Annotated in this window: 29 protein-coding genes; 13 read left to right on the forward strand and 16 right to left on the reverse strand. The window is 61.8% G+C overall.

The window, feature by feature from the left end:
- Positions 1-62: 62 nt before the first annotated feature.
- From NKH73_RS14325 to NKH73_RS14340, 4 genes are read right to left on the reverse strand one after another with little or no spacing between them, the layout of a single operon-like run.
- Positions 63-296 (reverse strand): hypothetical protein, encoded by a 234-nt coding sequence (locus tag NKH73_RS14325; protein WP_352932444.1) that lies wholly within the window; start codon positions 294-296, stop codon positions 63-65.
- Entirely contained in the window at positions 293-472 is a 180-nt protein-coding gene (locus NKH73_RS14330) for a hypothetical protein (protein WP_352932446.1), read from the reverse strand. The genes NKH73_RS14325 and NKH73_RS14330 overlap by 4 nt, the downstream gene beginning before the upstream one ends.
- Positions 469-1,161 (reverse strand): SOS response-associated peptidase, encoded by a 693-nt coding sequence (locus NKH73_RS14335; protein WP_352932447.1) that lies wholly within the window; start codon positions 1,159-1,161, stop codon positions 469-471. Before NKH73_RS14335 ends, NKH73_RS14330 begins: the two co-directional genes overlap by 4 nt.
- 6 nt (positions 1,162-1,167) lie before the next feature.
- The gene (locus NKH73_RS14340; protein ID WP_352932448.1) at positions 1,168-1,533 is read right to left on the reverse strand and encodes a hypothetical protein; all 366 of its coding nucleotides are present in this window, start codon (positions 1,531-1,533) and stop codon (positions 1,168-1,170) included.
- A 79-nt stretch (positions 1,534-1,612) separates the two neighbouring features.
- On the opposite strand from NKH73_RS14340, the gene NKH73_RS14345 reads away from it, so the two are divergent.
- The 5 genes from NKH73_RS14345 (at position 1,613) to NKH73_RS14365 (ending at position 5,662) form a co-directional block, all read left to right on the forward strand.
- The gene (locus NKH73_RS14345) at positions 1,613-1,924 is read left to right on the forward strand and encodes a hypothetical protein (protein ID WP_352932450.1); all 312 of its coding nucleotides are present in this window, start codon (positions 1,613-1,615) and stop codon (positions 1,922-1,924) included.
- Positions 1,921-2,292: a hypothetical protein gene (locus NKH73_RS14350; RefSeq protein WP_352932452.1), complete on the forward strand. Its 372-nt coding sequence runs from the start codon at positions 1,921-1,923 to the stop codon at positions 2,290-2,292. Before NKH73_RS14345 ends, NKH73_RS14350 begins: the two co-directional genes overlap by 4 nt.
- 800 nt (positions 2,293-3,092) lie before the next feature.
- Positions 3,093-3,392 carry a DUF1236 domain-containing protein gene (locus NKH73_RS14355; protein WP_352932454.1) on the forward strand — a complete coding sequence of 100 codons (300 nt, stop codon included), beginning with the start codon at positions 3,093-3,095 and terminating at the stop codon, positions 3,390-3,392.
- A gap of 233 nt (positions 3,393-3,625) precedes the next feature.
- Positions 3,626-3,781 carry a hypothetical protein gene (locus NKH73_RS14360; protein WP_352932455.1) on the forward strand — a complete coding sequence of 52 codons (156 nt, stop codon included), beginning with the start codon at positions 3,626-3,628 and terminating at the stop codon, positions 3,779-3,781.
- A gap of 654 nt (positions 3,782-4,435) precedes the next feature.
- Positions 4,436-5,662, forward strand: coding sequence for an anion transporter (locus NKH73_RS14365; protein WP_352932457.1), 1,227 nt, complete (start codon positions 4,436-4,438; stop codon positions 5,660-5,662).
- A gap of 38 nt (positions 5,663-5,700) precedes the next feature.
- Here the strand turns inward: NKH73_RS14365 and NKH73_RS14370 are convergent, their stop codons facing one another.
- Positions 5,701-6,285 carry a TetR/AcrR family transcriptional regulator gene (locus NKH73_RS14370; RefSeq protein ID WP_352932460.1) on the reverse strand — a complete coding sequence of 195 codons (585 nt, stop codon included), beginning with the start codon at positions 6,283-6,285 and terminating at the stop codon, positions 5,701-5,703.
- Between the two features lie 83 nt (positions 6,286-6,368).
- On the opposite strand from NKH73_RS14370, the gene NKH73_RS14375 reads away from it, so the two are divergent.
- A complete protein-coding gene (locus NKH73_RS14375; protein ID WP_352932462.1) occupies positions 6,369-7,184 on the forward strand; it encodes a crotonase/enoyl-CoA hydratase family protein in 816 nt (271 codons plus the stop codon).
- A 67-nt stretch (positions 7,185-7,251) separates the two neighbouring features.
- Here NKH73_RS14375 and NKH73_RS14380 read toward each other — a convergent pair whose 3' ends face one another.
- From NKH73_RS14380 to NKH73_RS14405, 6 genes are all read right to left on the reverse strand, one after another.
- Positions 7,252-7,641 carry a YkvA family protein gene (locus NKH73_RS14380; RefSeq protein WP_352932464.1) on the reverse strand — a complete coding sequence of 130 codons (390 nt, stop codon included), beginning with the start codon at positions 7,639-7,641 and terminating at the stop codon, positions 7,252-7,254.
- Positions 7,642-7,897: 256 nt separating this feature from the next.
- Positions 7,898-8,227, reverse strand: coding sequence for a cupredoxin domain-containing protein (locus tag NKH73_RS14385; protein ID WP_352932466.1), 330 nt, complete (start codon positions 8,225-8,227; stop codon positions 7,898-7,900).
- Positions 8,224-8,784, reverse strand: a complete 561-nt coding sequence (locus tag NKH73_RS14390; RefSeq protein ID WP_352932468.1) for a DUF4142 domain-containing protein — start codon at positions 8,782-8,784, stop codon at positions 8,224-8,226. The genes NKH73_RS14385 and NKH73_RS14390 overlap by 4 nt, the downstream gene beginning before the upstream one ends.
- A gap of 60 nt (positions 8,785-8,844) precedes the next feature.
- Positions 8,845-9,510, reverse strand: coding sequence for an RNA polymerase sigma factor (locus NKH73_RS14395; protein ID WP_352932470.1), 666 nt, complete (start codon positions 9,508-9,510; stop codon positions 8,845-8,847).
- Between the two features lie 117 nt (positions 9,511-9,627).
- On the reverse strand, positions 9,628-10,716 hold the full coding sequence (locus NKH73_RS14400) for an HPP family protein (RefSeq protein WP_352932471.1): 1,089 nt from the start codon (positions 10,714-10,716) through the stop codon (positions 9,628-9,630).
- 264 nt (positions 10,717-10,980) lie between these two features.
- Positions 10,981-12,147 carry a cystathionine beta-lyase gene (locus NKH73_RS14405; RefSeq protein WP_352932473.1) on the reverse strand — a complete coding sequence of 389 codons (1,167 nt, stop codon included), beginning with the start codon at positions 12,145-12,147 and terminating at the stop codon, positions 10,981-10,983.
- Positions 12,148-12,589: 442 nt separating this feature from the next.
- Between NKH73_RS14405 and NKH73_RS14410 the strand changes: the two genes are divergently transcribed.
- The 5 genes from NKH73_RS14410 to NKH73_RS14430 all read left to right on the forward strand — a co-directional run bounded on the left by NKH73_RS14410 (position 12,590) and on the right by NKH73_RS14430 (position 17,645).
- Positions 12,590-13,618, forward strand: coding sequence for an amino acid ABC transporter substrate-binding protein (locus NKH73_RS14410; RefSeq protein WP_352932475.1), 1,029 nt, complete (start codon positions 12,590-12,592; stop codon positions 13,616-13,618).
- Between the two features lie 62 nt (positions 13,619-13,680).
- The gene (locus NKH73_RS14415; protein WP_352932477.1) at positions 13,681-14,868 is read left to right on the forward strand and encodes an amino acid ABC transporter permease; all 1,188 of its coding nucleotides are present in this window, start codon (positions 13,681-13,683) and stop codon (positions 14,866-14,868) included.
- Positions 14,869-14,872: 4 nt separating this feature from the next.
- Positions 14,873-16,030, forward strand: a complete 1,158-nt coding sequence (locus NKH73_RS14420; RefSeq protein WP_352932479.1) for an amino acid ABC transporter permease — start codon at positions 14,873-14,875, stop codon at positions 16,028-16,030.
- A gap of 21 nt (positions 16,031-16,051) precedes the next feature.
- Positions 16,052-16,855 (forward strand): amino acid ABC transporter ATP-binding protein, encoded by an 804-nt coding sequence (locus tag NKH73_RS14425; protein ID WP_352932481.1) that lies wholly within the window; start codon positions 16,052-16,054, stop codon positions 16,853-16,855.
- Positions 16,856-16,976: 121 nt separating this feature from the next.
- Positions 16,977-17,645 carry a TIGR02117 family protein gene (locus NKH73_RS14430; RefSeq protein ID WP_352932483.1) on the forward strand — a complete coding sequence of 223 codons (669 nt, stop codon included), beginning with the start codon at positions 16,977-16,979 and terminating at the stop codon, positions 17,643-17,645.
- Between the two features lie 8 nt (positions 17,646-17,653).
- Here NKH73_RS14430 and NKH73_RS14435 read toward each other — a convergent pair whose 3' ends face one another.
- Both NKH73_RS14435 and NKH73_RS14440 read right to left on the reverse strand, forming a co-directional pair.
- Entirely contained in the window at positions 17,654-18,880 is a 1,227-nt protein-coding gene (locus tag NKH73_RS14435) for an FAD-dependent monooxygenase (RefSeq protein ID WP_352932485.1), read from the reverse strand.
- A 16-nt stretch (positions 18,881-18,896) separates the two neighbouring features.
- Positions 18,897-19,142: a zinc-finger domain-containing protein gene (locus NKH73_RS14440; RefSeq protein ID WP_352932487.1), complete on the reverse strand. Its 246-nt coding sequence runs from the start codon at positions 19,140-19,142 to the stop codon at positions 18,897-18,899.
- 317 nt (positions 19,143-19,459) lie between these two features.
- Between NKH73_RS14440 and NKH73_RS14445 the strand changes: the two genes are divergently transcribed.
- Both NKH73_RS14445 and ppx read left to right on the forward strand, forming a co-directional pair.
- Positions 19,460-21,661, forward strand: coding sequence for an RNA degradosome polyphosphate kinase (locus NKH73_RS14445; RefSeq protein ID WP_352932489.1), 2,202 nt, complete (start codon positions 19,460-19,462; stop codon positions 21,659-21,661).
- Entirely contained in the window at positions 21,661-23,193 is a 1,533-nt protein-coding gene (gene ppx / locus NKH73_RS14450) for an exopolyphosphatase (RefSeq protein WP_352932491.1), read from the forward strand. The genes NKH73_RS14445 and ppx overlap by 1 nt, the downstream gene beginning before the upstream one ends.
- A 138-nt stretch (positions 23,194-23,331) precedes the next feature.
- Here the strand turns inward: ppx and NKH73_RS14455 are convergent, their stop codons facing one another.
- From NKH73_RS14455 to fumC, 3 genes are all read right to left on the reverse strand, one after another.
- On the reverse strand, positions 23,332-23,748 hold the full coding sequence (locus NKH73_RS14455) for a DoxX family protein (RefSeq protein ID WP_352932493.1): 417 nt from the start codon (positions 23,746-23,748) through the stop codon (positions 23,332-23,334).
- Positions 23,749-23,897: 149 nt separating this feature from the next.
- A complete protein-coding gene (locus tag NKH73_RS14460) occupies positions 23,898-24,320 on the reverse strand; it encodes a DoxX family protein (protein WP_352932495.1) in 423 nt (140 codons plus the stop codon).
- A gap of 122 nt (positions 24,321-24,442) precedes the next feature.
- Positions 24,443-25,840: a class II fumarate hydratase gene (gene fumC / locus NKH73_RS14465; protein ID WP_352932498.1), complete on the reverse strand. Its 1,398-nt coding sequence runs from the start codon at positions 25,838-25,840 to the stop codon at positions 24,443-24,445.
- Positions 25,841-25,936: the final 96 nt, after the last annotated feature.

The raw sequence follows: 25,936 nt of genomic DNA on the forward strand, positions 1-25,936 counted from the left end.
CCGACGGTAATAGAGTGCTTCTACGCGTGTTATCGTCGGCTCTGGCGCCCGCCCGGCAATCGTCAAGGCCGGCCGGCGCGCGTGATCGCCAGTTGCGCCTCGACCTTGGCGTTTTCCTTCTGCGTCATGTTGTCGGCCGCGATCAGACGCCGTAGCGAGCGTATGATCTCCCCGCGCGTCCATCCGGCCAGCAGCATGCCGTCGACGATCGCCTGAAAGCTCGGCTCCATTGCCTCCTGGCAATCGATCTCGCGATCGGGGTATTCGTCGGGTCGTCTTGGCGGGTTTATCGTCACAGATATCGCTCCCCCTCTTCGTGGTGCTCGAAACAGAACCAGTGCGGCGACTGCCGCGGCTTAGCAAAGCCCCATCCGGCTATCTTGCCGCAGCCGGAATGCTCGCAGCTATGGTGCTGAATGCCGGGGCGGGTCACGGGCTCCATTGTGCCGGGGAGGCGGATTTCGTCGCTCATAGCAGCGCTATCGGCTCGATCATGTGTGGGCTGTCGTTTGGCAGCTTGTTCTTGACGGAGGCGTTCACGTCGCGGCTGACACGGTAGAACTCCAGGTCCTCATCAACGTTTTCGTGCAACAACTGTTTGGCGTCGTTCGGTGGTGTCTCCGGGTCCAGCCAGGCATCATAGACGTCCGGATCGAGGATCACCGGCTGCCGATCATGAATCTGGCGCATCGTCTCACCGGCCGGCATGGTGACAATCGAACAGCTCGTCACGTCGAGGTTCTTGTTGTAGGCCCAGATGCCGGCGAAGCTGAACGGCTGATGATCGGGCAGGAAGATATGCCAGGGGTCACGTCCCTTGTCAGCCGGGCTGATCGTCCACTCATAGAAGCCGTCGGCAGGGATCAGGCAGCGTTTCGACTTGAACGCATCCTTGAAGGCTCCAGAGGTATCGATGGTCTCGGAACGGGCGTTGAACATGGTGGCCTTGGGGAGTTCCTTGGCATGCCAGGGAACCAGCCACCATCGACCTTGGCGGAGCTTGTGGCCCCCTTTCTCGCCCGCCGTGACGAATGGCACTTCCTCGGTCGGCGCGATGTTGTAGCGCGGCGCGTCGTTGCGGCCGATTTCGGCTGGCGCCGTCAGTCGATAGAGCCTGTGGATTTCCGACCACGGGAGATACCTGGTGTAGCGTCCGCACATGGTTCTCTACTTGGCATCGTAGGCGAAAGGATCGCGGCCTATTTCATCGCCTGGACCTAGCTGGCGGCCAGGATTGAGATAGCCGGAAACGTCGTAGCCTTCCATCATCCAGTCTTGGAATTCCTCGTCATCAACGCGATCTAGAAACCCAGCATAATATTCGGGGCACAACTCATCGAGCAGATTGCGTAGCTGCTCCACCTGTTCCCTTTTGGCGCCGGGCTTGATTGCCAGGCCGTAAGTAATACCTGGCAATGATGGAATTGGCTGGCCTTCCAAATCGATCCGAAAACGCCCGTTCGGCATTTCATGAACAGCGAAATAGACGCCGGCGAATTCGACGGGAACCATAGTCGGGTTTTTCTGAGCCATGTTCCGCTCCTTTCGATAGATGCCGATAGTGAACGAAATGAGAACAAAATTGTCAAGCGCGCCTTGACGGAACAGGAATATGTTCCCTTTTAGAGGGATGGCGCACGATCCAATCGACACGCTGGGCAAGGCGACCCGGCACAATATGCTAGTCAAGGCGGAATGCAGTTGTGGCAATGTCCGCTACTGCCGCTCCGCCGATCTCATGATGGTCTATGGCGGCGGGGTCGATCCGCTGAAGCTTAAATTCGACTGCATCCGCTGCAAGCCGGAGATCAAGATCACGCTCCTCGAGGTACATCCCGAGCATCTTCCGAAGCGCCTGATGATCCACAAGCCAATGAAGATCGACGGCAAGATCCGGTGGACCACAGAGCGGTTCCGCGGATGACAGACCGCCTCAAAGTCCGCTTCGCCTACCAGCGCGGCTTTCAGGTCGTCGACAACAACCATGTGGTCGAGACATTCGACAGCAAGGTCGAGGCATTCTCGTATGTAAACGCGAGGGGCTCCCGGGTCTGGCTTTCATGGTCGCGAACCGTGATCGGCGGGCAGTCAGCGCCATTCGACTTTACCGCTAGCTTTCAGCAGGATGCTATCGGTCGGATCATGAAAGCGGTAAACGGCCCAAGCGCCGGCACATGGTTTTGGACCTGCTTTGAAGGCGGTGCACGGGGGACTGTCGCGAATAAGGACGAAGCGGCCTTCGAGGTCGAGCGTGCCTACACCCGGCGTGTCGTTAAGGCGGATTGGCGCTAGGCCCATCCCAACCACTGCAAAGCGCGATAGATCAGCCCGCCAACGATCACGATAGGCGCGACGATCAGAGCGGCGGTAACGATTGGGCGGGCGCGACGCTGGATCACAGCTTAGCCGGGTGCCGCTGCGTATAGCTGGTCATTTGAGAGCCATTTCCGTTTACAATTGCCCGGGTTTCCTCAACGTATCGATAGGGTCCGTTTACAGCAAGGGAGGTCAGAAACCGCAGAACTGCGCGGTTTGCTTTGGGCCTTCTAAGCCGATGGTCACAGGTTCGAATCCTGTCGGGATCGCCAAACTTTCCAAGGTCCATTCTGGACACATAGGTAACGGTTTGTGCCGCAAGACACTCTTGGCCTTCTGTAAGCTGGCCGGCTTGGTCAGCCGAAATGCGGTTCGGACCACCCGCCAAATCGAGGAATAGCGGGTGGTCCCTTATCAGCGCAGGAAGGGACGTAGCTGCGCAGATCTCAGTACGGCTCAGTTGGTTCTTAGCTAACGATCATTCCAATCGCCAGAAACGTGATGGAGACCGCGAGGACCGGAGCAAGTAACCAGCGGGCTTGGTGAACACTCTTTTCCATGGGCTCCTCCCGTAAACTCGCAGCTTGCAACGGTTGCGAGCAACCGCGGTTCCGGATGGCGCGATATCCAGCCTATTGCGCGAACAGCTGAGACTTAGGTCCTGTCTCGTATAGGACCGAAGCCCACTCAAGGAACGTTTGCTGCTGCCTCAGGTTTGGTGAGCCTGACGCGAAGACGCCGTTTGGCGCAACAGAGCTCACACAAAGGAGGCACTTATGAGAATGCGTCTTTCCACTGCAGCGGCGGGATTTCTGCTGCTGGCAGGCATCGGCGCCGCTGCCGCTCAGGACGTAGTCATCGAGCCTGAGCAGGAGACCGTCATCAAGGAATATGTGAAGAAGCAGCCGCTCGCATCGGTGAAGGTACCAGGGGTAGAGCTCAATATCGGCTCAACACTGCCCGAGACGGTCGAGTTTCATGAAGTTCCCGACACCAAATACAGCTACGTGGTGGTCGATAACCGGACTGTTGTCGTTGATCCAGGCACACGCAAGATCATCAAAGTCATTGAATGACCATAGCAATTCGAGGAAAAATGCGTAGCGGTTCTCCGTCCGGAATTGCGCAAAAACAAATACTTAGAGCGATTCGGAGGTTCTATAAAAAGCTCAATCGCTCTGGCGGCTAGGAGGAGATCCCGCCGTGCCGAAACGTGCGGCGGGAAGCCGGCAAGGGAAGCCAGCAAGGGAGGAATATGATCACCATGTTGAACCGTGAGATTGGAGCATCGCAGGCGCTTCGAAGGCGCATGACCAACCTCGATAAAAGGATGCGCGACGCGCGGATTACCGAGAATGAACTGAAGACTTTTCGAAAGGTCGCAGCCGTCATGGAGGACGGCAAGGGCAGAATCGATGCCGACGATTTGATTGCCGCATCCTTCGTCGTCGAGACGCTGGACTAACCAAGCCGCCCTTAAGCTCTCCAGAATGCGAGGCGCTGCAATGTCCCTCTCACCCAGCCTATTCTCTGTCGGTCTGACCTTCCAATGCCCGCAGTGCAATTTCACCGTCGTCAAGAACGGCAGTTGGTTTCAGGTCGTTTCCCATTACAAGTGCGACGGATGCGGACGCGATATCCGGATCACCTATCCCGACAAGATTGCTATCTTCAGGAAGCACGAGTACTTGCTCACGACTCCACCGGGAGCGCGGTAGATGCGGCAATAAGCTCGACTGCCGGGGGCGAGCGCGCGAGGCGGGGAAGCCGGCGTTCGCCTCGATGGGCGAGATCGGCACGCGCAAATACGTCGGCTAGGCCTTCACTAGTTCCGGCCGCGGGCCGCGAGCGGCTCTGAAGAGGCTTCCAAAAGCACGCCGGGCCGCCTCCGAAAGTTGTGAAGCGCCCACGTAATGGATCAAACCGATCCCTGCGCATAATATGGATGACAGATCGCGCCGGAGACATGCCGCGTGAATCCGTGCCCTTTTTCAGGTATCACCGATCGCTGCACGCCTCGCAGGTTGGATTCGCCGACGTCGCGGGCACTTCCTGTGCTTCATCCAATGTTCGCGGTGAGGGGGCGTTGTTGGGCGGATCTGAACGGGGCTTTCCACGAATGACAACGATGGGCGCGGCGGCACTGCTGATCCTGATCCTGACCTATGCCGGCGTCGCCATCGGCAGGTTCCCCGGTCTGCGCCTCGACCGGGCAGGCATTGCGCTGCTCGGCGGTGCGGCGATGATCGCCATCGGCGCGCTCAGCTTGGACGAGGCCTACCGTGCCATCAATTTCGACACCATCACGCTGCTGCTCGGCATGATGATCGTCGTGGCGCATCTAAAAGTGTCGGGCGCTTTTCGCGCACTCGGCGCCATCGCCATCGAACACGCGCATGCGCCGTTTATGCTGCTGGTGATGGTGACGCTGCTGACCGGCGTGCTGTCGGCGTTCCTGGTCAACGACGCTATCTGCTTGGTCATGGCGCCGATTGTCGTCCATGTCACCCGTGTCATCAACCGCAACCCAGTTCCCTACCTGATCGCCACCGCCACGGCGTCGAATTGCGGCAGCGTCGCCACCATCACCGGCAATCCGCAGAACATGGTCATCGGCGCGCTATCGGGAATTTCCTATCCGGCCTTTTCGGCGGCTCTGGCGCCGGTCGCCCTGTTCGGCCTCGTCGCCGTCCTCGTCATCGTGCGCATCGTCTATCGCGCAGAATTCGCTCGCAAGGCCGAACTCAGCCCCGAAGTCTATCGCGGCCGCATGCTGCCGGGACAGGTGCTGAAGGCGGCAGCCGTGTGCATCGGACTGGCGATCGCCTTCTTCGCCGGCGTGCCGGTCGCCAAGGCGGCGCTCATCGGCGGCGCCATTCTTCTGGTCACCCGCGCCATCAAGCCGGCGCGCATCTATCGCGAGATCGACGGGCCGCTGCTGTTTATGTTCGCCGGCCTGTTCATCGTCGTCGCCGGCGCCGAGAAGGCGCTGCTCAGCCCCGACATCATCGCCTCGGCAAAGGACCTCGGGCTGGACGACGTCTGGCGGCTGTCCGGCTTCACCGCGGTGTTGTCCAACATCATGAGCAACGTTCCGGCCGTGCTGGCGTTGCGGCCGTTCATACCCGGTCTGGAAAACCCCGAGCGCGCCTGGCTGGTCGTCGCGATGAGTTCGACGCTGGCCGGCAATTTCACGCTGCTCGGTTCGGTCGCCAATCTGATTGTCGCCGAGCACGCGCGGGTCTCCGGCAAACCACTATCGTTCGCCGCCTTCTTCAAGGTAGGCCTGCCGCTGACGCTGGTCACGCTGCTTGTAGGGACTGCGTGGCTGGCTTTCGGGCTTTAGCCGGCACGGATAGTTCCGGCAGCATTATGAACGCGTCGTCAGATGCTGTTTTTGGATCTCGCCCGAACGAGCATCGCCGCAGCCCGGCCGGCTGCTTCGATATAATCAGGGTTGCGGTGGATCAACATGATCGAGAAGGCGCCGTCCATGAGAAGTACGATTTCGCGCGCTAGCGTCTGCGGTTCCAAAATGCCGCGGCCTGACATTTCGCCGGCCAGCCATTTTTCGAAATTCGCCTTGTGTCGCGCCCCAACCTTGATCGCCGGGTGTCCGGGCATGGCGGCGAGTTCCGCGGCCGTTCGCAGGAAACCGCATCCTTTCCATCTGGGGTGGCGCGCCACCCGTGCCAGATTGGTGAAGATCGCTTCGACCTTGCGATCGGGGCCGCCTTCGGCGGTGTCGAACCAGCCGGCCATCTGCTTCAGGTTTGGCTGGTCGCGGCCATCGAGATAAGCGGCGATCAGGTCGTCCTTGCTCTTGAAATGATAGTAAAGCGTGCGCTTGGTGAGGCCTGCCTTTTCAGCGACCGCATCGACGCTGACACGGCCAATCCCCTCGGCATAAAAGAGCTTCGTCGCCGCATCGACAATGCGTTTGCGGGTAGGGCTGGGCGCTTGCGGCATGGGGCGAGGTATACTGACTAGTGAATATACAAGCAATCGAAAGCCTGATCCCTTCCTGCCCAGCCATATCGGAAAGGAAGCAAATGACCGGACTTGTCCTGAGCGAGGTTCGCGACGGAGTTGCCGTCCTGACTCTCAATCGCCCTGAAAAACTCAACGCACTGAACTACGCCCTGATCGATCGCCTGCTGGCCATCCTCGACGCCATCGAGGTCGATGGCTCCATCCGCGCAGTCATCCTCACCGGTGCAGGCGAGCGGGCGTTCTCGGCAGGCGGCGACATCCACGAATTCTCGGCAAGCGTGGCACTTGGCGCCGATGTCGCCCTGCGCGATTTTGTCATGCGCGGGCAGCGATTGACGGCACGGCTGGAAGCGTTCCGCAAGCCCGTCATCGCCGCGGTCAACGGTCTTGCCTTCGGCGGAGGTTGCGAGATCACCGAGGCCGCGCCGCTCGCCATCGCCAGCGAGCGTGCCTCGTTCGCCAAACCCGAAATCAATCTCGCTATGCCGCCGACCTTCGGCGGAACGCAGCGCCTGCCGAGACTGGCAGGGCGCAAGCGCGCGCTTGAATTGCTGCTGACAGGGGAGGTGTTCTCGCCGCAACGCGCGCTCCAGCTCGGCCTCGTCAACCAAGTGGTTCCACACGACGACCTGATGCCGGCCGCTCTCGACCTGGCTCGGCGGATATCCCGGCACTCGCAACTGGCGGTCGCCAGTGTCCTCACTGCGGTAACGCGCGGCCTCAACCAGTCCATCGCCGAAGGCTTGCTGGTCGAGGCCGAACAGTTCGCCCGCATGGCTCCGACCGCTGATCTGCGCGAAGGGCTCGACGCCTGGATCGCGCGCCGCAAGCCGACCTATTCCGGCTCGTGGTCGCGTATTGCTACGGATGCGTGAAGCGCCAGGGACTGTGATCTCGCTGGAGCCGGTTCCGGAGATAGTTGAGGCGTTCGATTGCGGAGGACTATTTGGCGCGGGTGGGCCAGAACGCCCAGATCAGCAAAGCCGCCAAAGCCAGCCAGAGCGCCACGATAAAGAACATTGCCGTCCTGCTTTGCGGGCGTCTTTCGAGCGCGGCAGCCCGCGCCCGAAACTCGTCCATCAGTGGCGGCGGAATAAGCTTTATCGCCAGGATTACGCCGAGCGGCACGATGATCAGGTCGTCGAGATAGCCGAGCACCGGGATGAAATCCGGGATCAGGTCGATTGGGGAAAGCGCATAGGCGGCCACCATCCCCGCCACGAGTTTCGCGGACCAGGGCACCCGAGGATCGCGCGCGGCGAACCACAGGGCGACGACATCAAGCTTGATGTCGCGCGCCCGGCGCTTTGCCGTTTCCAGCCATGCTTTCATAGGATTATTTTAGCACAGATTGTCCGCCGGCGGTTGCTGCCCGCGGAAGACATGATCGACGCCGCCCTTAGCAGGGTTCGATCAGGGTGAAGCCATCCCGCTGCTGTCAGTCCACGACCGCGCTGTGGGAAACCTACGACGCCGCCCGCGCCATCCTGTTCGCCGCGACGCAAACCGGCGAACCCGCGCCTCGCTACCGGGCGGCTTGACGCCGCCGGACCGCCCTGTGCGCGCAGGGCGGTCTCCGCTGGCATCGCTACGGCGACGTCACCGTCAGATGGCCTTTCATGTTGGGATGGAAGCGGCAGAAATAGTCGACCGAACCCGCCGTCTTCAGAATCAGGCTCGCCGCCTTCTTCGGCGGGATCGTCACCTCCCAGCCGCCTTTGACGGTCGCCGTATGGGCGAACACGTCCTTGTTGACCCATTCGATGGTATCGCCGGCCTTCGCCTCGATGCTTGCGGGCGAAAATACAAGCTTCTCGATCGTTACCTCAATCGTGTTGGCCTTGGCTGGTGCGGCCCCAATGGTTAGCGCCAGAGCAATCCACAGATGCCGTTTCGACGCCGTCGGTGCTGTTCTCATTTCAGTCTGCCGGCGACATGTTCGGCATGCTGTTCATGGCCCTGGAATAGCTTCAGGCCGGTCTCCAGCAGATTCTTCAGTTCGGCATTCTCGGCCGCGGGTATCAGCAGGGTTTTCAGCGCGCCGTTGACCTGCTTATGGTAGGCGACCTCGTTGGCGACATAGGCCTTGTCGAAGGCGGCGCCGTCGAGTTTGGCGAGCTTGGCTCGTTCCTCGGCCGCCGCCTCGGTCAGCGCCTTGCTGGTGGCGTTGTCCTCCGGCGTAACCTTGAGCTTCTTGACCAGGTCAAGCGCTTGTTTGTTTACGGCTTCATGGTCTCGCACCATATCTTTGGCGAAATCTACAACCTCTTTGTTCTTCGATTTCTCCAGCGCTTGTTTGGCTGCTTCGACGTCAAGCACGCCGGCTGTGTAGGCGATGTGAGCGATCTGCGGGTCGGTCGGCTTGTCGGCAGCTTGCGCCAACGGCGCTGCGCTGAGCAGGAAAGCGCTGCCAGTGCGGTGGTCGATCGAATAACATGACGTTCTCCTTCGCCGGATGCGGTTGGCTCCGGGCATTTCAGTTGACGATGATTGGATGCCGGGCGGGGGCAAACGTTCCCGGGAATTCGGGAGAAATCAGTCTGTAAAGCCAAGCCGCTGCATCACCGCGGCGGTCAGCCGTTCACACCGGCGGCCGGCGAAGGGGAAGGCATTGAGCAGCACCGGGCCGATCTGATCGTCCAGCGCCTTGCGCACGAGGGCGCGGGCGCGGTGCAGGCGGCTCTTGACGGTTTCGGGCCGCACATCAAGCAATTCGGCGGTCTCCTCGATGCTGAGACCCTCGATCACCCGCGCCACGAACACTGTCCGGTACACATCGGGAAGCCGATCGGTCGCCCGTTGGACAAGCTCGAGGATTTGCCGTTGCGCCATCGTCCGCTCCGGATCGTCGCTGGGATCGAGGGGAAATTTGATGATTTCGGCGTGTGGAGTTTGCGGCATGGCTACTGTTCGCCGTCTTTTGCGCAAGCGCCCAAGCGCCTCATTGATGACGATGCGCGACAGCCATGTGGCGAGCGAGGATTCGCCGCGAAAATCCCCGAGATGGGCAAAGGCTCTGACATAGGCCTCCTGCACGATGTCTTCAGCCTCACTGTCGTTGCGGACGATGCTGCGGGCGATACGATAGAGTCGCTGGTTGTGCATCTTGATAATCGTGCGGAAGGCTCCGCCCTCGCGCGCCAGCGCGCGCCCGACAAGCTGGATGTCGCCAGATGCCGTGACGGTCAAGACAGCAGACATGACCGGTTTCCTCATCGCGAGCCAATCTCCTGACCGGAAGCAAATCCTCCGATCGAAACAGTGGACGGCCTAGCCGAGAAAAGGTTCCCGAATATTTTTCGCGGCGGCCGGCACCGATTACGCTGCCGCTTCCGCCAACGCCTTGTCGCCAGCTTGCGCGCGTGCCGTTGCAGCCAGCAGATCGGTCTGCGTAATCAGGCCGAGAATGTGCTGGTTGTCGTCTACGATGACGACGGCGTGGCTGCGGCCGTCGGTAAGCACCGGCAGGAGGCCCATGGCCGGCGCGCTCGCCGAGGCAGTTGTCACGGCCTTCGTCACGCTTTTCACCGCGCCCGTCGCCCACGCCAGTTCGCGCAGTCCGACGGCGCCGATAAGCCTTGCCTCCGCGTCGACGACCGGCAGCGTCCGGATATTGTGATCGAGCAGCAGATGACGCGCCTCGTCGGCATTAGCGTGCTCGCCTACGGCAATTACGTCGCGCGACATGATGTCCTCACACAGCAAGGACCGGTGCGTGCGCACCGTCGCCTGTAACTCCACCTGGCGCAGGAGCCGTTCGAGATCGTTGCGGTCGATGTCGAACGTCTCCTCCAAAGCGCCGAGCGCAGCATCGATGTCCTCGGGCCGGAAGCCGATACGCTCCTGCGCCGGTGGATCGATGGTGCCGTGACTGTTCTTTGACGCAGCGGTGATACCATGCGGGTAGGTCCGTCGCGTCAGCTTGTGAAAACCGTATCCGAGTGCCACCAGCACGATCGAATTCAATGCCACCGGCACGAACGGAAACAGGAAGCCGGCGTCGATGACGGCCGGGCCGCCGAACACCGCCGTCAGAGCCGCCGCGCCGCCTGGTGGATGCAGGCAGCGTGTGAACGACATCGCGGCGATGGCAAGCGCAACGGCAATGCCCGTGGCAAGGACGGGCTCATGCACGAAGTGCGCCACGATCACGCCGACGAGCGCCGATATCGTGTTGCCGCCGATGATCGACCAGGGTTGCGCCAACGGGCTCGCCGGCACTGCGAACAAAAGCACGGCCGAGGCACCCATCGGCGCCACGAGCAGCGGCACATGCGGGCCACTGCCGAGCACGAGGCCACCAATCGCGCCGGTCAGCGCAATGCCGATCGTCGCACCGAAACAGGCGATCATGCGCTCGCGCAGTGTCGCGCCGGCCAGTATGGGAGAAAAAAGACGAAAGGCCATGGGTACTCTGGGGTTTATCCCACTCTTGGGTTGAACCCCGAGGAGTGTTGAACTTTGAAACGCATTCCAATGACGCCGGACGGCTAAGTTCGAAAGCCAAACGAATCCGAGAAATAGCGGATGTGGGAAATATTGTTGCGCGCGGGTAGACCAGGCGAGGTTCCGGGCCGCCAGCCGGAGCAGCTACGCAGCGTGATCCGGCTAACTCTTTTCAAGAGGTTGAGCGCGTTTTCTGAATCGGTTTTGGAGGCTCGCTGCCGTCGCTCAACCCGCCGCCGCAGCGAGGCCGCGTGCAAGGTCGGCCTTGAGGTCATCGATATCCTCAAGCCCGATCTGCAGGCGGACAAGCGGACCTTCGTAAGGGCCCTTGGCGACGACGCGGTCGCCGAGGAAGACCGGCACCGCAAGGCTCTCATAGCCGCCCCAGGAATAGCCGAGGCCGAAAATCTCAAGCGCGTCGAGGAAGGCATGCTGCTGTTTTTGGCCGCCGCCCTTGAGGACGATCGAGAAAATGCCGCTCGAGCCGCAAAAGTCGCGCTTCCAGAGATCATGGTCGGGATGGCTGGGGAGGGCGGGATGCAGCACGCGCGCCACGCCCGGTTGGCCCTCCAGCCAACCGGCGATATCAAGTGCGCTGCGCTGATGCTGGTCGAGGCGCACGCCCATCGTGCGCAGGCCGCGCAGCACCTGGTAGACATCGTCCGGTCCGGCGCAGCAGCCCATCGTATAGAAGGTCTCGCAAAGCTGTTTCCAGCAGGCTGTATTGGCGGAGACGGTGCCAAGCAGCACGTCGGAATGGCCCGCCGGATATTTCGTCGCCGCATGGATCGAGATATCGACGCCGTGGTCGAGCGGACGGAAGTAGAGCGGCGTCGCCCAGGTGTTGTCCATCATGACGGTCGCGCCGGCTGCGTGTGCCGCGCTGGCGATGGCCGGTACGTCCTGAACTTCGAAGGTGTTGGAGGCCGGCGATTCGGTGAACACGACCCTGGTGTTGGACTTGATCAGCGCCGCTATACCGGCACCGGCATGCGGATCGTAATACTCGACGTCGATGCCCAGGCGCTTCAGCATCGTGTCGGCGAAATTGCGGGTCGGATGATAGACGGAATCGACGATCAGAACATGGTCGCCCGCCGAAAGGAACGCCAGCAGCGGCACCGTCACCGCCGCCAGACCGGACGGCACTATGATCGTCCCGGCCGAGCCTTCCAGCCCATCGATGGCGCTTGCAAGGGCGTCGGTGGTCGGCGTGCCGCGCGTGCCGTAGGTGTATTTCTGGCCGCGGCCCGCCATCGTCGCCGCGTTGGGATAGAGCACGGTCGAGGCATGCACGACCGGCGGATTGACGAAGCCGAAATAGTCGCGCGGATTGTTGCCCGAGTGGGCAAGCCGTGTGTTGATGCCCAATTCGTTGCTGTCTTTTGTCATTGCGCTTCGCCCCTGGTGAAGCGCTAGCCATAGTGCGGTGGCATTGGCCGCGCAACCGTTCGCCATCCGCCAGCCGGCGGACTTTGGGTGTGCCAATTGACCCCATGACGACTCGGCAAAACGCAGCCTCCCGAAGGCGGTTTCGAGGTCCAACCCCGATTTTGCACCGACCGGACCTGCCGGCTTCGTTCGCACCATTGACTAATTTCCAGGCGTGTTCGTCTGCAATTCGAGCATTTCCGGCAATTGGTTTTCGAACTCTTTCGGTTTCGGTCATTTTCCTTGACCTCACAGGAATAATCGCCTTCGATGCGGTTCGTGAATGGGAGGCAGCGCGTCGGTTGCGATGCGGGGTTCCGGGAATGGGCCGGAACCGGAAGCTGCGTTCACACGGGAAAAAAAGTCAGGTTCGCCTGAAAAAACAGAAAAGGGTCTGTGGGTTATGAAACACATTGCAATCGGCGTTCTGGGCGCCGCCGTGCTTGGATTGGCGGCTTCGGCCGCGTCGGCGGCCACGCTCGACGACGTCAAGGCGAAGGGCTTCATCCAATGCGGCGTCTCGACCGGTCTGGCCGGCTTCTCGGCACCGGACGACAAGGGTGATTGGCAAGGCATCGATGCGGATTTCTGCCGCGCTGTCGCGGCGGCCGTCTTCGGTGATGGCAGCAAAGTCAAGTTCACGCCACTCAGCGCCAAGGAGCGGTTTACCGCGCTGCAGTCCGGCGAGATCGACATCCTGTCGCGCAACACCACCTGGACCATCAACCGCGACACGGCACTTGGCCTGAATTTCATTGGCGTCACCTACTATGACGGCCAGGGTTTCATGATCAATGCCAAGAAGCTGCCGGGCGTGAATTCCGCGCTGCAGCTTTCGGGCGCGGCGGTCTGCGTGCAGAGCGGCACCACGACCGAGCTCAACCTTGCCGACTATTTCAAGTCGAACAAGATGGAATATAACCCGGTCGTCTTCGAAAAGCTGGAAGAGGTCAACGCCGCCTATGACGCCGGCCGCTGTGACGTCTACACCACCGACCAGTCGGGCCTCTACGGCATCAGGCTGACGCTGGGCGCGCCGGCCGACCACGTCGTGCTGCCCGAGATCATCTCCAAAGAACCGCTCGGACCGGCCGTGCGTCAGGGCGACGACCAATGGTACCACATCGTCAAGTGGACCTACTTCGCGCTGCTGCAGGCCGAAGAACTCGGCATCACCAAGGCCAATGTCGATGAGATGAAGAGCTCGGACAATCCCGAGATCAAGCGCGTGCTCGGCGAGGAGGCCGATACCAAGATCGGCACCGATCTCGGCGTCTCCAACGACTGGGTCGTCAACATCGTCAAGGCCGTCGGCAATTACGGCGAAATGTTCGAGCGCAATGTCGGTTCGGGCAGCCCGCTCAAGATCGCCCGCGGCATCAATGCGCTGTGGACCAAGGGCGGCCTGCAATACGCTCCGCCGATCCGCTGATCGAGATGTGATCCGGAAGGCAGCTTCCTGCCTTCCGGTTTCTCTTTCCAGGGATGGTCGAAATGGCATCGCAGGAAATTCTTCGCGAGGAGCCAAGCCGCGGTTCCTTCATTAACGATCCGAAGGTCCGCGGCATCGTCTTCCAGGCGCTGGTTATCATCGTGCTGGCGGCGTTGGTCTGGTGGATCGCCCACAACGTCATTGCCAATCTGACGCGCCTGCGCATCGCATCCGGCTTCGGCTTCCTCAGTGGCCGCGCCGGCTTCGACATCAGCGAGAGCGCGATCGCTTACTCGTCGGATTCGACCTATGGCCGCGCCATTTTGGTCGGCTTCATCAACACGGTGATCGTTGCCGTCGTCGGCATTATCACCGCGACCATTATCGGCTTTATCATCGGCATCGGCAGGCTTTCGAACAACTGGCTGATCAGGAAGATCTGCACGGTCTATGTCGAGGTGTTCCGCAACATCCCGCCGCTGCTGGTCATCTTCTTCTGGTATTCCGGCGTGCTTGCCGTGCTGCCGGCGCCGCGCGAGAGCATCCATTTGCCGTTCGGCTCCTTTCTCAACCAACGCGGCTTCTATTTTCCGCGCGCGATGTGGGGCGATGGCTCCTGGCTGATCCTGGTTGCTTTGCTTCTCGGCATCGCCATGGCGTGGTTCGTCGCCCGCAAGGCACGACAGCGGCAGATGGCGACCGGCCAGCAATTCCCGGTGTTCTGGACATCCATGGCGCTGATCGTCGGCCTGCCGTTGCTGGCCTATGCGCTGAGCGGCTTCCCGTTGAGCTTCGATTATCCAAAGCAATCGACGTTCAATCTGACCGGCGGCTTTCAGGTCAGGCCGGAGTTCCTGTCGCTTTATCTGGCGCTTTCCTGCTATACGGCCGCCTTCATCGCCGAGATCGTGCGCGCCGGCATCAGGGGTGTCAGCAAGGGCCAGACCGAGGCGGCCGGTGCGCTCGGGCTGCGGCCGGGATCGATCCTGCGGCTTGTCGTCATTCCGCAAGCCATGCGCATCGTCATTCCGCCGCTGACCAGCCAATATCTCAACCTGACCAAGAACTCCTCGCTGGCCATCGCCATCGGCTATCCGGACCTGACCGCGATCGCCGGAACGGTGCTGAACCAGACCGGCCAGGCGGTCGAGGGCGTGGTGATCATGATGGCCGTCTATCTGGCGCTCAGCTTGCTGACCTCGGCGGTCATGAACGTGGTCAATGCCAGGATGGCGCTGGTGGAGAGGTAGGGCCATGCAGGAACACGACCTTTCCTTCGTCCGCGCCGAAATGGTGCAGGCGCAGCCGGCGCCGCCAAGCGAGCGTGGTCTGGGCGCCTGGATCCGCAAGAACCTGATCGCGTCGACCGGCGACACAATCCTGACCATCATCGGCATCGTGCTGGTGGCGATGCTCCTGCCGCAAGTGATCAACTGGGCCTTCATCAACGCCCAGTGGACGGGACCGAACCGCACGGTCTGCGCCACGGTGGCACAAGGCGGCATCCAGCCGGACGGCTGGTCCGGCGCCTGCTGGGCTTTCGTCAACGCCAAGTTCGGCCAGTTCATGCTCGGCCGCTATCCCTTGGAGGAGCGCTGGCGGCCGATCCTGGTCGCCATCCTGTTTGTGGCGCTTCTGGTGCCGCTGCTCATCCCGAAGGTGCCGCGCAAGGGACTGAACGCCATTCTTCTCTTTGGCGCGCTGCCGGTCGTTGCCTTCATCCTGCTGGTCGGGGGCATGTTCGGCCTGCCGCATGTCGAAACCTCGCTGTGGGGCGGACTGCTGGTGACGCTCAGCCTGTCCTTCGTCGGCATTGCCGTGTCGCTGCCGGTCGGCATCGTGCTGGCGCTCGGCCGGCGCTCGAAGATGCCGATCATCAAGACGCTGTGCGTGGTCTTCATCGAGACGGTGCGCGGCATCCCGCTGATCACCGTGCTGTTCTTTGCAAGCGTCATGCTGCCACTGTTCCTGCCGGCCGGTGTCAGCTTCGACAAATTCCTCAGGGCACTGATCGGCGTATCGCTGTTTGCGGCCGCCTACATGGCAGAAGTGATACGCGGCGGTCTGCAGGCGATCCCCAAAGGTCAGTACGAAGGCGCCGATTCGCTCGGCCTCGGCTACTGGCAGAAGATGGGCCTGATCGTGCTGCCGCAGGCGCTGAAGCTGGTCATTCCGGGCATCGTCAACACTTTCATCGGCATGTTCAAGGACACCAGCCTGGTCATCATCATCTCGATGTTCGACCTGCTCGGCATCGTCAAACAGAATTTCTCCGACGCCAATTGGGCGACGGCGCAGACGGCCAGGTCCGGCCTGGTGTTCGCCGCCTTCGTCTTTTGGCTGTTCTGTTTCGGCATGTCACGCTATTCGATGTTCACGGAACGTCGGCTCGACACCAGCTACAAACGCTAAGAACAAAAAAGGGAACCCTCCATGTCCACAGAAAATGCGGTCAGCGCGGAAGAGATCAAGGTCAATGCCGCCAAGATGCAGGTTTCCACCACCGATGTCGCCATCGACATCATCGCCATGCATAAATGGTACGGCGAATTCCATGTGCTGAAGGACATCAACCTGAAGGTGATGCGCGGGGAGCGCATCGTCATCTGCGGCCCGTCGGGCTCCGGAAAATCGACGATGATCCGCTGCATCAACCGCCTGGAGGAGCACCAGAAGGGCAAGATTATCGTCGACGGCAAGGAATTGACCAACGATCTGAAGAAGATCGACGAAGTGCGCCGCGAGGTCGGCATGGTGTTCCAGCACTTCAACCTGTTCCCGCATTTGACCATCCTGGAAAACTGCACGCTGGCGCCGATCTGGGTACGCAAGACTCCGAAGAAGCAGGCCGAGGAAATCGCCATGCACTTCCTCACGCGCGTCAAAATCCCGGAACAGGCCAACAAATATCCCGGCCAGCTTTCCGGCGGCCAGCAGCAGCGCGTGGCCATCGCCCGCTCGCTGTGCATGAACCCGCGTATCATGCTGTTCGATGAGCCGACCTCGGCGCTCGATCCGGAAATGATCAAGGAAGTGCTGGAGACGATGGTCGGCCTTGCCGAAGAGGGCATGACCATGCTCTGCGTCACCCACGAGATGGGTTTTGCGCGCAAGGTCGCCAACCGGGTGATCTTCATGGACCAGGGCCAGATCGTCGAGCAGAACACGCCGGCCGAGTTCTTCGACCATCCGCGCCACGAGCGCACGAAACTGTTCCTGTCGCAGATCCTGCACTGATCGCTCTCGTGCAAATCAGAAGAGCCCGGCCGAAACCCGGCCGGGCTCTTCTGCGTCTGAGTTGTCAGCCGGCGGTCGCGCCCCGGCTGCAAGGCTGGGGCTCATGAAGAAGCTGTCCCTCATGAAAAGGTTTGGGCGTTTCCTCGCCATTCTGGTGGTGGCAATCGTGCTCGCCGTGATGCTGGGCACGTTCATTCCACGGCCGCTCTTGCCGGCGGCCGCCGCCGATCCCGCCGCCACCCGTCGCATCCTGGTGCTGAAAAATCCGATCCACACCGATATTGCCATCCCAGTCGATGACGATGTGCGCCGGCGCTTCAATTTCCTGGTCGATGGCGGCATCCCGGCCGACATGGCTGAAGTCCGCTACATCGTCTTTGGCTGGGGAGGCCGCGCTTTTTATCTGGAGACGCCGACCTGGTCGGAACTCAAGGCCGTGCCGGTGATGAAGGCGCTGACCCTTGACGCTTCGGTCATGCATGTCGATGTCGCCGGCGACATTGTCGAGCCGCATCCTGACATCGCCGGCTTCGATATCGGCGAGGAGCGTTTTGCAGCAGTGCTCGACTTCATCGCCGCGAGTTTCCAGCAAGGGCCGAACGGCCCAATGCCGATCGAGAATGCTGCCTATTCCAGCTTCGACCGCTTCTACGAAGCCAACGGCCATTTCAATGCGCTGGTCGGCTGCAACACCTGGACCGCGGCTGCCCTGCGCATTGCCGGCCTGCGGACAGGCTGGTGGAACCCGCTGCCGGCCTCGCTGGACCTATCGATGCGGATTTACAATTGATGCTGGCGCTATTGGCCGCCGATTTCCGGCGGCCGCCAGCCATAGAGCCAGTCAAGATCGGCCGCGAGCTTTTCCGGCGAGCGCAGCTTCAGGAACAGGTTGCGCGCGACGGCCACCGGCCCCGAGGCATGCCAGGCGAAGCGGTTGAGCGCGCCACGGCGGGCGACCTTGGCGATGCGTGGACGCCGCGTTTTTTCCCAGGCAGCAAGCGCGCCCCAGGGATCGGCGGGCGAGGCGGCGACAAAGCCGGCAAGGGTTGCGGCATCCTCGATCGCCATCGCCGCGCCCTGCGCCGCAAAGGGCGTCATCGCATGCGCTGCATCGCCGATCAGCGCGATGCCGGCGGGCGTCGTCCATGGCTGGGCCTGGTCGACCGTATGGATCGGCCATGCGGTCCACGGGCCGGCATCCTCGACAAGCCGGGCCAGTGCTGCCGCCGTGCCACGCATGGCGCCGGCGAGGATTTCGGGATCGGCGCGACCTGACCAGCCCTCAGTGATGATCTCGCCCCTGGTGAAGGCAGCCAGGTTGAACGCCGCACCGTTGCTGACCGGATAGGCGACGAGGTGGAAGCCGGGATGCAGGAAGGTGGTCACGCAATCGGCGGCGCCGAACGCCGCAAAAGCTTCGCCCGCGGCACTGTCTGCGCTGATCGTAGCGCGCCAGGCAAGCTCGCCCGAAAACCGGCTTCTGGCCGCAAACCCGCCAAAAGTGCGGACCGCCGACCAGACGCCATCGGCGCCGATCAGCAGAAAGCCGTCGGCTTCGACGGTCTTGCCGGCAATCTCGACTGTTGCCGTGGTATGGCGCGGTCCCGCGGCAATGCCGCCGACACGCGCGCCGGTGACGAGGCTGATATCAGGCTGCTCGGCAAGGCGCGCCATCAGCGCGTCTTGCAGATCAGCCCGGTGGGCGACGAGATAGGGTGTCTGCCAGCGCCTTTCGGCTGCTTCGCCAAGCGGCACCCGCGCCAGTTCGCGCAGCGTGGCGGCGTCCTTGAGCACGACCGCCTCCGGCCGCACCGCCGCCGGCCGCAGCCGCTCGAGCACGCCGAACTGGCGAAGGATGCGCGTCGCGTTGGGCGAGAGCTGGATGCCGGCGCCGGCCGCTTCGAGGCGCGGCGCCTGTTCGAACAGCCGCACCAGATAGCCGCGCTCGGAAAATGCCAGCGCTGCAGTCAGTCCGGCAACGCCGGCTCCGGCGATGACGACCTGCCGGGACCGCGTGTCGTCCATGGGGATGGCGCGCGCGTCAGGCGGCCTGATCGATATAGAGACATCCCGCAGGCTGCGTTTCCGTTGCCGTCAGCTTTGGCGAATAGCGAAAAAGCGTCGAGCAATAGGGACAGACTTTTTCATTGTCGTCGCCCATGTCGAGAAACACATGCGGATGGTCGAAAGGCGGGTTTGCGCCGGTGCACATGAATTCCTTGACGCCGATGTCGATCGCAGCATAGCCCGCATCGTTCTGGAAATGGGGAATGGAACCGCCTGCCATCGTCGTCTCCTACATCTGCCGCATGACCCGGATCATGCGTAAAATCAAAATTCCACGGCGGCACTTGCGCGTCCAAGAACGCACCGCGCTGTAGCCTGGATTGCATCTGGATCATAACCGGTCTCTTTGCAAGATCGATGAAATCAAACTGTCGTAAAAGCCTGTCACAGGATAAGCTAAGCCGATTAAGGCATGGCCCCGAAAATCGAATCCGGTTTCGCTGGGATCATGCCTGGCTTAAGAGCGGTAGAACGTCCTTTGCGCGTCAGGAAAGACGCGCGACGCTGTGGCCAGCGGGTGCGAAACGAGCAGGAACCATGAACGAACTAAAGCCGGTGCAGAGCGAATTCACCACCGTGGAGGTGGCGAGCCCAGAGGGCGGCAACCCGGACCGCTTCGTCAACCGCGAGTTTTCCTGGCTGCAATTCAACCGCCGCGTCCTCGAGGAATCGCTGAACGCCAATCATCCGCTGCTCGAGCGTGTCCGCTTCCTGTCGATTTCGGCCGCCAATCTCGACGAGTTCTTCATGGTCCGCGTCGCCGGTCTCGCCGGCCAGGTCCGCGAAGGCATCACGCTGAAGAGCCCGGACGGCCGCACCCCCGAACAGCAGCTGGAACAGTTGCTGCGCGAGGTCGAGCGTCTGCAGGAAGATCAGCAGAAAAGCCTTTCCGCGCTGATGCTGCTGCTTGACAAGGAAGGCATCGAGAGCATCAGCCGCGATGCGCTGACCAAGGATGAGAAGACCTGGCTCGAGGATCATTTCCAGGAGCAGGTGTTTCCGGTGCTGACGCCGCTATCGATCGATCCGGCGCATCCGTTCCCGTTCATTCCCAATCTCGGCTTCTCGATGGCCCTGCAGCTGCGCCATCGCAGAAATGGCGAGGAGATGAGTGCGCTGTTGCGTCTGCCGGTGGCGCTGAAGCGCTTCATCCGCTTGCCCGACCGCAAGCACCATATCCGCTTCATTCCGCTGGAAGAGGCGGTCGGCCTCTATATCGGCAAGCTTTTCCCCGGTTATGAAGTCAAGGGCTCCGGCACGTTCCGCATCATCCGCGACAGTGACATCGAGGTCGAGGAGGAGTCCGAGGATCTCGTGCGCCTGTTCGAGACGGCGCTGAAGCGCCGCCGCCGCGGCTCGGTCATCCGCATCGAATTCGACAAGCTGATGCCGGCCGAACTGCGCGACTTCGTCGCCGGCGAACTTGGCGTTTCTTCGAGCCGCATCAGCGTGCTTACCGGTCCGCTGGCACTCAGCCAGATTTCAGAGATCGTCGCCATCGCCCGCGACGATCTCAAATTCAGGCCCTATAATCCGCGCTTTCCCGAACGTATCCGCGAGCACGGCGGTGACTGTTTCGCCGCCATTCGCGAGAAGGACATTATCGTCCATCACCCCTACGAATCTTTCGACGTGGTGGTGCAGTTCCTGCGCCAGGCGATGGCCGATCCGGAAGTGGTGGCGATCAAGCAGACGCTCTATCGCACCTCGAACGACAGCCCGATCGTGCGCGCTTTGGTCGACGCCGCAGAGGCTGGCAAATCGGTTACGGCGCTGGTCGAGCTCAAGGCGCGTTTCGATGAGGAAGCCAACATCCGCTGGGCGCGCGACCTCGAGCGCGCCGGCGTTCAGGTCGTGTTCGGCTTCCTCGAACTGAAGACCCATGCGAAAATGTCGCTGGTGGTGCGGCGCGAGGACGGCAAGCTGCGCAACTACGTGCATCTCGGCACCGGCAATTACCACCCGGTCACCGCGCGCATCTACACCGACCTGTCGTTCTTCACCACCGATCCGACGATCGCCCGCGATGTCGCCCAGCTGTTCAACTTCATCACCGGCTACGCCGAGCCGGCCGAGGAGATGCGGCTGGCCATCTCGCCCTTCACGCTGCGCAAGCGCATCCTCAAGCACATTTCGGACGAGATCGCCCATGCGCTGGAGGGCAGGCCGGCCCGCATCTGGATGAAGATGAATTCACTGGTCGACCCGATCATCATCGACGCGCTCTATGACGCCAGCCGCGCCGGCGTCGAGATCGATCTCGTCGTGCGCGGCATCTGCTGCCTGAGGCCTCAGGTGCCGGGTCTGTCGGAGAACATAAGGGTCAAGTCGATCGTCGGCCGCTTCCTCGAACACAGCCGCATCTACTGTTTCGGCAACGGCCATGGACTGCCGTCGGACGGGGCGGTCGTCTACATCTCGTCGGCCGATTTGATGCCGCGCAATCTCGATCGCCGCGTCGAGACCATGGTGCCGATCACCAATCCAACTGTGCATGAACAGGTTCTCGGCCAGATCATGCTGGGCAACATCATGGACAACCAGCAAAGTTTCGACGTATTGGCTGACGGAACCTCCCGGCGCGCCGTGCTTGAGGAGGGCGAGGAACCGTTCAACGCGCAGGAATACTTCATGACCAATCCGAGCCTTTCCGGACGGGGCGATGCGCTGAAATCGCATGCGCCCAAGCGTATCGCGCAGTTCAAGCGCCGCAAGAAAAACGGCGCAGCGTCCGGCTGATGATTTCAGCGTCCCAGGGCCGGCTTCAGGACCGCCGACCGCTGTCCATCATCGATATCGGGTCGAACTCGATCCGTCTTGTCGTCTATGAAGGGTTGTCGCGCTCGCCGACCACGCTGTTCAACGAAAAGATGCTGGCTGGCCTGGGTCGCGGCATCGTTTCGACCGGAAAGCTCGACCCCGAGGCGGTGACCCGCTCGATGGACGAGTTTCGCCGTTTCCGCGCGCTGTCCGAGCAGGCCGGCGCCGAGCATATGTATGTGCTGGCGACCGCCGCCGCCCGCGAGGCGATCAACGGCCCCGATTTCATCCACCGCGCCGAAGATGTGCTCAAGACCGAGGTCCAGGTGCTGAGCGGACGCCAGGAAGCTCATTATTCCGCGCTTGGCGTCATTTCCGGCTTCCATCCGGCCTACGGCATCGCCGGCGACCTCGGCGGCGGCAGCCTCGAACTGGTCGACGTCGACGGCGAGACGATCGGCGACGGCATCACGCTGCCGCTGGGCGGCCTGCGGCTGCAGGACATGGCGAAGAGCTCACTGGCCCAGGCGGGAAAGATAGCGCGCGACGAACTCGCGAAAGCAAAGCTCCTGGGCGGCGGGCGGGGCAGGCCATTCTACGCGGTCGGCGGCACCTGGCGAAACCTCGCCCGGCTGCACATGGAAATGACCAACTATCCGCTGGCAGTCATGCACCACTACGAGATCGGCATCGACAGCGCTGCCAACTTCCTTAAGCAGGTGGCCAAGGGTGAGATCGAGAAGGTGAGGGGTATCGAGGGCGTGTCGAAGAATCGCCGCTCGCTGCTGCCTTATGGCGCCATCGTGCTTCAGGAGATCATGGCGGCGATGCAGCCGTCCAAGATCATCGTCTCGGCGCTGGGCGTGCGCGAGGGCTTTCTCTATTCGCTGCTCGACGAAGCCGAGCAGAAGGCGGATCCGCTGATCTCGGCCTCGGAGGAACTCGCCCGGCTGCGCTCGCGCTCGGTCGCCCACGCGCATGAGCTTGTCGAGTGGACGGGCAAGGCCTTTGCCGCCTTTGGTATCGACGAAACCGACGATGAGAGGCGCTATCGCCAGGCCGCCTGTCTGCTTGCCGACATCGGCTGGCGCGCACATCCCGAATATCGCGGCAAGCAGTCGCTCAACATCATCGCTCATGCCTCCTTCATCGGCGTCGACCACCCCGGGCGCGCCTTCCTGGCGCTTGTCAATCTGTTTCGTCACGAAGGCTTGTTCAACGAAGCCGCTCCGGAAATCCGGGGTTTGGCGACGCCGCGCTACCTCGAGCGCGCCCGCGCACTGGCCGCGGTGATGCGCGTCGTCTACGTGCTGACGGCGGCGATGCCGGGCGTCATGCCGCGGCTGAAATGGCAGAGCCGTGGCAATGGTGTGCTGGCGCTGGTGTTGCCGGCCTCTTTGTCCGATCTTTACGGTGAGCGGCCGGCCGGGCGCTTGGCGCAACTGGCGAGGGTCACCAATCGCCGGCTGGTGTTGGCAGTCGAGGGCGGCCCCAATATGCCAGGCAAGTAGTCCGGCTCAGTCAAGTAGCTTGTGTCGGTCAAGTCGTTTCAGGGCCGATCCTAATGCATCTCGCCCAAAAGTGTGCAGCGGTTTGTGGTAACGACATGCCTAAAAAACAACAGCTTAAAGCGCGTCGCATTAATCCCTTCAGACGCGACGCGCTTTAAGTGCCCTGCCGTCGATCGAATAGGCACCTGCACCTGCCATCGCCAGCGCCAGAAAACCGCCTGATAGGGCGATGTCCTTCATCAGCATCTGTGAATGCATGAAGGTCAGCGTCGGATCGTCGCCGCCCTGGCCAAAATGGCCGATGAAGCCTGCCGCAAAGCAAAAGGCGGCAAGAAGGAGCGCTACGATTGAGGTGTTGAGGCCGACGAGGATGAGCAGTCCGGCGATCAGCTCGAACAGGCCCGTCGCCCAGGCCACAAGTGTCGGCAGCGGCAGGCCGAGGCCGGCAAAATAGCCCGATGTGCCGGCAACGTCGCTAAGCGCGTGGAAGCCGGACGGAACGAACAGGGCGGCGAGCAGAAGACGGGAAAGCAGAAGCAGCGCATTGCGGGGCATCGTCAGCTCCGATCTTGGCGACCGATTGGCCTTTGCCGAGGGCCGATCCTAGCAAAGTTCCGGCCAGCAGATCGACGGGCATAAACCGACAACGAAAAAGGGGCACGGAAAATTCCGCGCCCCTTGCTGCAACAGCTATTTAGCTTGCGTCAGCCGCGCTTGGCGTCGACCGAATAGGCGCCGGCTCCCGAGGAAGCCAGCACGAGGAACCCGCCGGCAATCGCCAGGTTCTTCATGAAGCTGATCATCTGCATCTGATCGGCCCAGCCGGTGTGGGCGACCAGCCCGGTAGCGACTGTGAAGACCGCCAGCACCCAGGCAACGACCCGGGTTTGGAAACCGATCAGTATAGCAAGGCCGCCGAGCAGCTCGAGCAGGCCGACGACAACAGCCGTTACGGTCGGCATCGGCAGGCCCATGCTGCCGAAGTAGCCGGCGGTGCCGGCGATCGCAGTAAGCTTGCCGAAACCGGAAAGCACGAAGATGACTGAAAGCAGGACGCGGCCAAGCAGGATGGTGGCCGAGGCGTTGGAAACGGTGCCGGAACCGGCAACGGACGTGTTGGTGGACATGGTGGCTCTCTCCGGAAGGGGTTGTAGTGCCGTTGAGATAGAGCAGGTCAACTGTTCACCAAAGATGCGGATTTGGTTACAGATCGTTCACAGCAGTAACGTTTTTGCGATCAACGCGAAAATCATCCGGGACGTGTCATGTCCTCCGGCCGCACCAAGCGGTCGTAGTCGGCTTCGGTAACCAGCCCGGTGGCCAGCGCTTCCTCGCGCAAGGTCGTACCCTTCTTGTGCGCGGTTTTGGCGATCTTGGCGGCGTTGTCGTAGCCGATGGTCGGCGCCAATGCCGTCACCAGCATCAGCGAACGCTCGAGGGCAGCCTTGATGTTGTCTTCCCGCGCCTCGATGCCGACGACGCAATTGTCGGTAAACGAGATGGAGGCGTCGGCGAGCAGCTGCACCGACTGCAGGAAATTATAGGCCATCAGCGGGTTGTAGACGTTGAGCTCGAAATGGCCCTGACTGCCGGCGAAGGTCACAGCCGCATTGTTGCCGAACACCTGGATGCAGACCTGCGTCAACGCCTCGCATTGGGTGGGGTTGACCTTGCCCGGCATGATCGACGAACCGGGTTCGTTTTCCGGCAGCGACAGTTCACCAAGGCCGGAGCGCGGGCCGGAGCCGAGCAGACGAATGTCGTTGGCAATCTTGAACAGGGCGCCGGCGCAGGCATTGATGGCACCGTGCGAGAACACCATGGAATCATGGGCCGCCAGCGCCTCGAACTTGTTCGGCGCGGTGACGAAGCCGATGCCGGTGATGTCAGCGATGCGCGCCGCCACCTTTTCGGCAAAGCCGACCGGCGCATTGAGGCCGGTGCCGACGGCGGTGCCGCCCTGTGCCAGTTCCTGCAGGCCGGGCAGCGTCATCTCGATGCGCTTGATCGACGAGGCGACCTGCGCTGCATAGCCTGAGAATTCCTGGCCAAGGGTGAGGGGCGTCGCGTCTTGCGTATGCGTGCGGCCGATCTTGATGATGTGGGCGAAAGCTTTGGTCTTGGCTTCGAGCGCCGCATGCAAATGTTTCAGCGCCGGCAGCAGGTCGTGCACGATGCGCTCCGCGCAGGCGATGTGCATGGCCGTTGGATAGGTATCGTTCGACGACTGGCTCATATTGACGTGGTCGTTGGGGTGTACTGGCTTCTTCGACCCCAGCACGCCGCCCAGCAGCTCGATCGCCCGATTGGAGATCACCTCGTTGGCATTCATGTTGGACTGTGTGCCCGAGCCGGTCTGCCAGACGACCAGCGGGAAATGATCGTTGAGCTTGCCCTCGATGACTTCCTGGGAGGCGTCGATGATCGCCTTGCCGATAGCCGGGTCAAGCCGCTTCAGCTCCATATTGACTTCGGCCGCCGCGCGCTTGACGATACCGAGCGCGCGAACGATCGACGCCGGCTGCTTTTCCCAGCCGATCTTGAAATTACCTAGGGAACGCTGCGCCTGCGCGCCCCAGTAGCGGTCGGCGGTGACCTCGATGGGACCGAACGTGTCGGTTTCGGTTCTGGTCTCTGGCGCGCTCACATGTCTCTCCGGTTCGCAATTTTGCAAACGGCCTATCGCGTTGCACAAAAGCCTTCAAGCGAAGATTGCGAACGATAAGAATGCAAATCGGTTTGA

It is taken from the genome of Mesorhizobium sp. M0938, from assembly GCF_040319125.1.
GTDB lineage: Bacteria > Pseudomonadota > Alphaproteobacteria > Rhizobiales > Rhizobiaceae > Mesorhizobium > Mesorhizobium robiniae.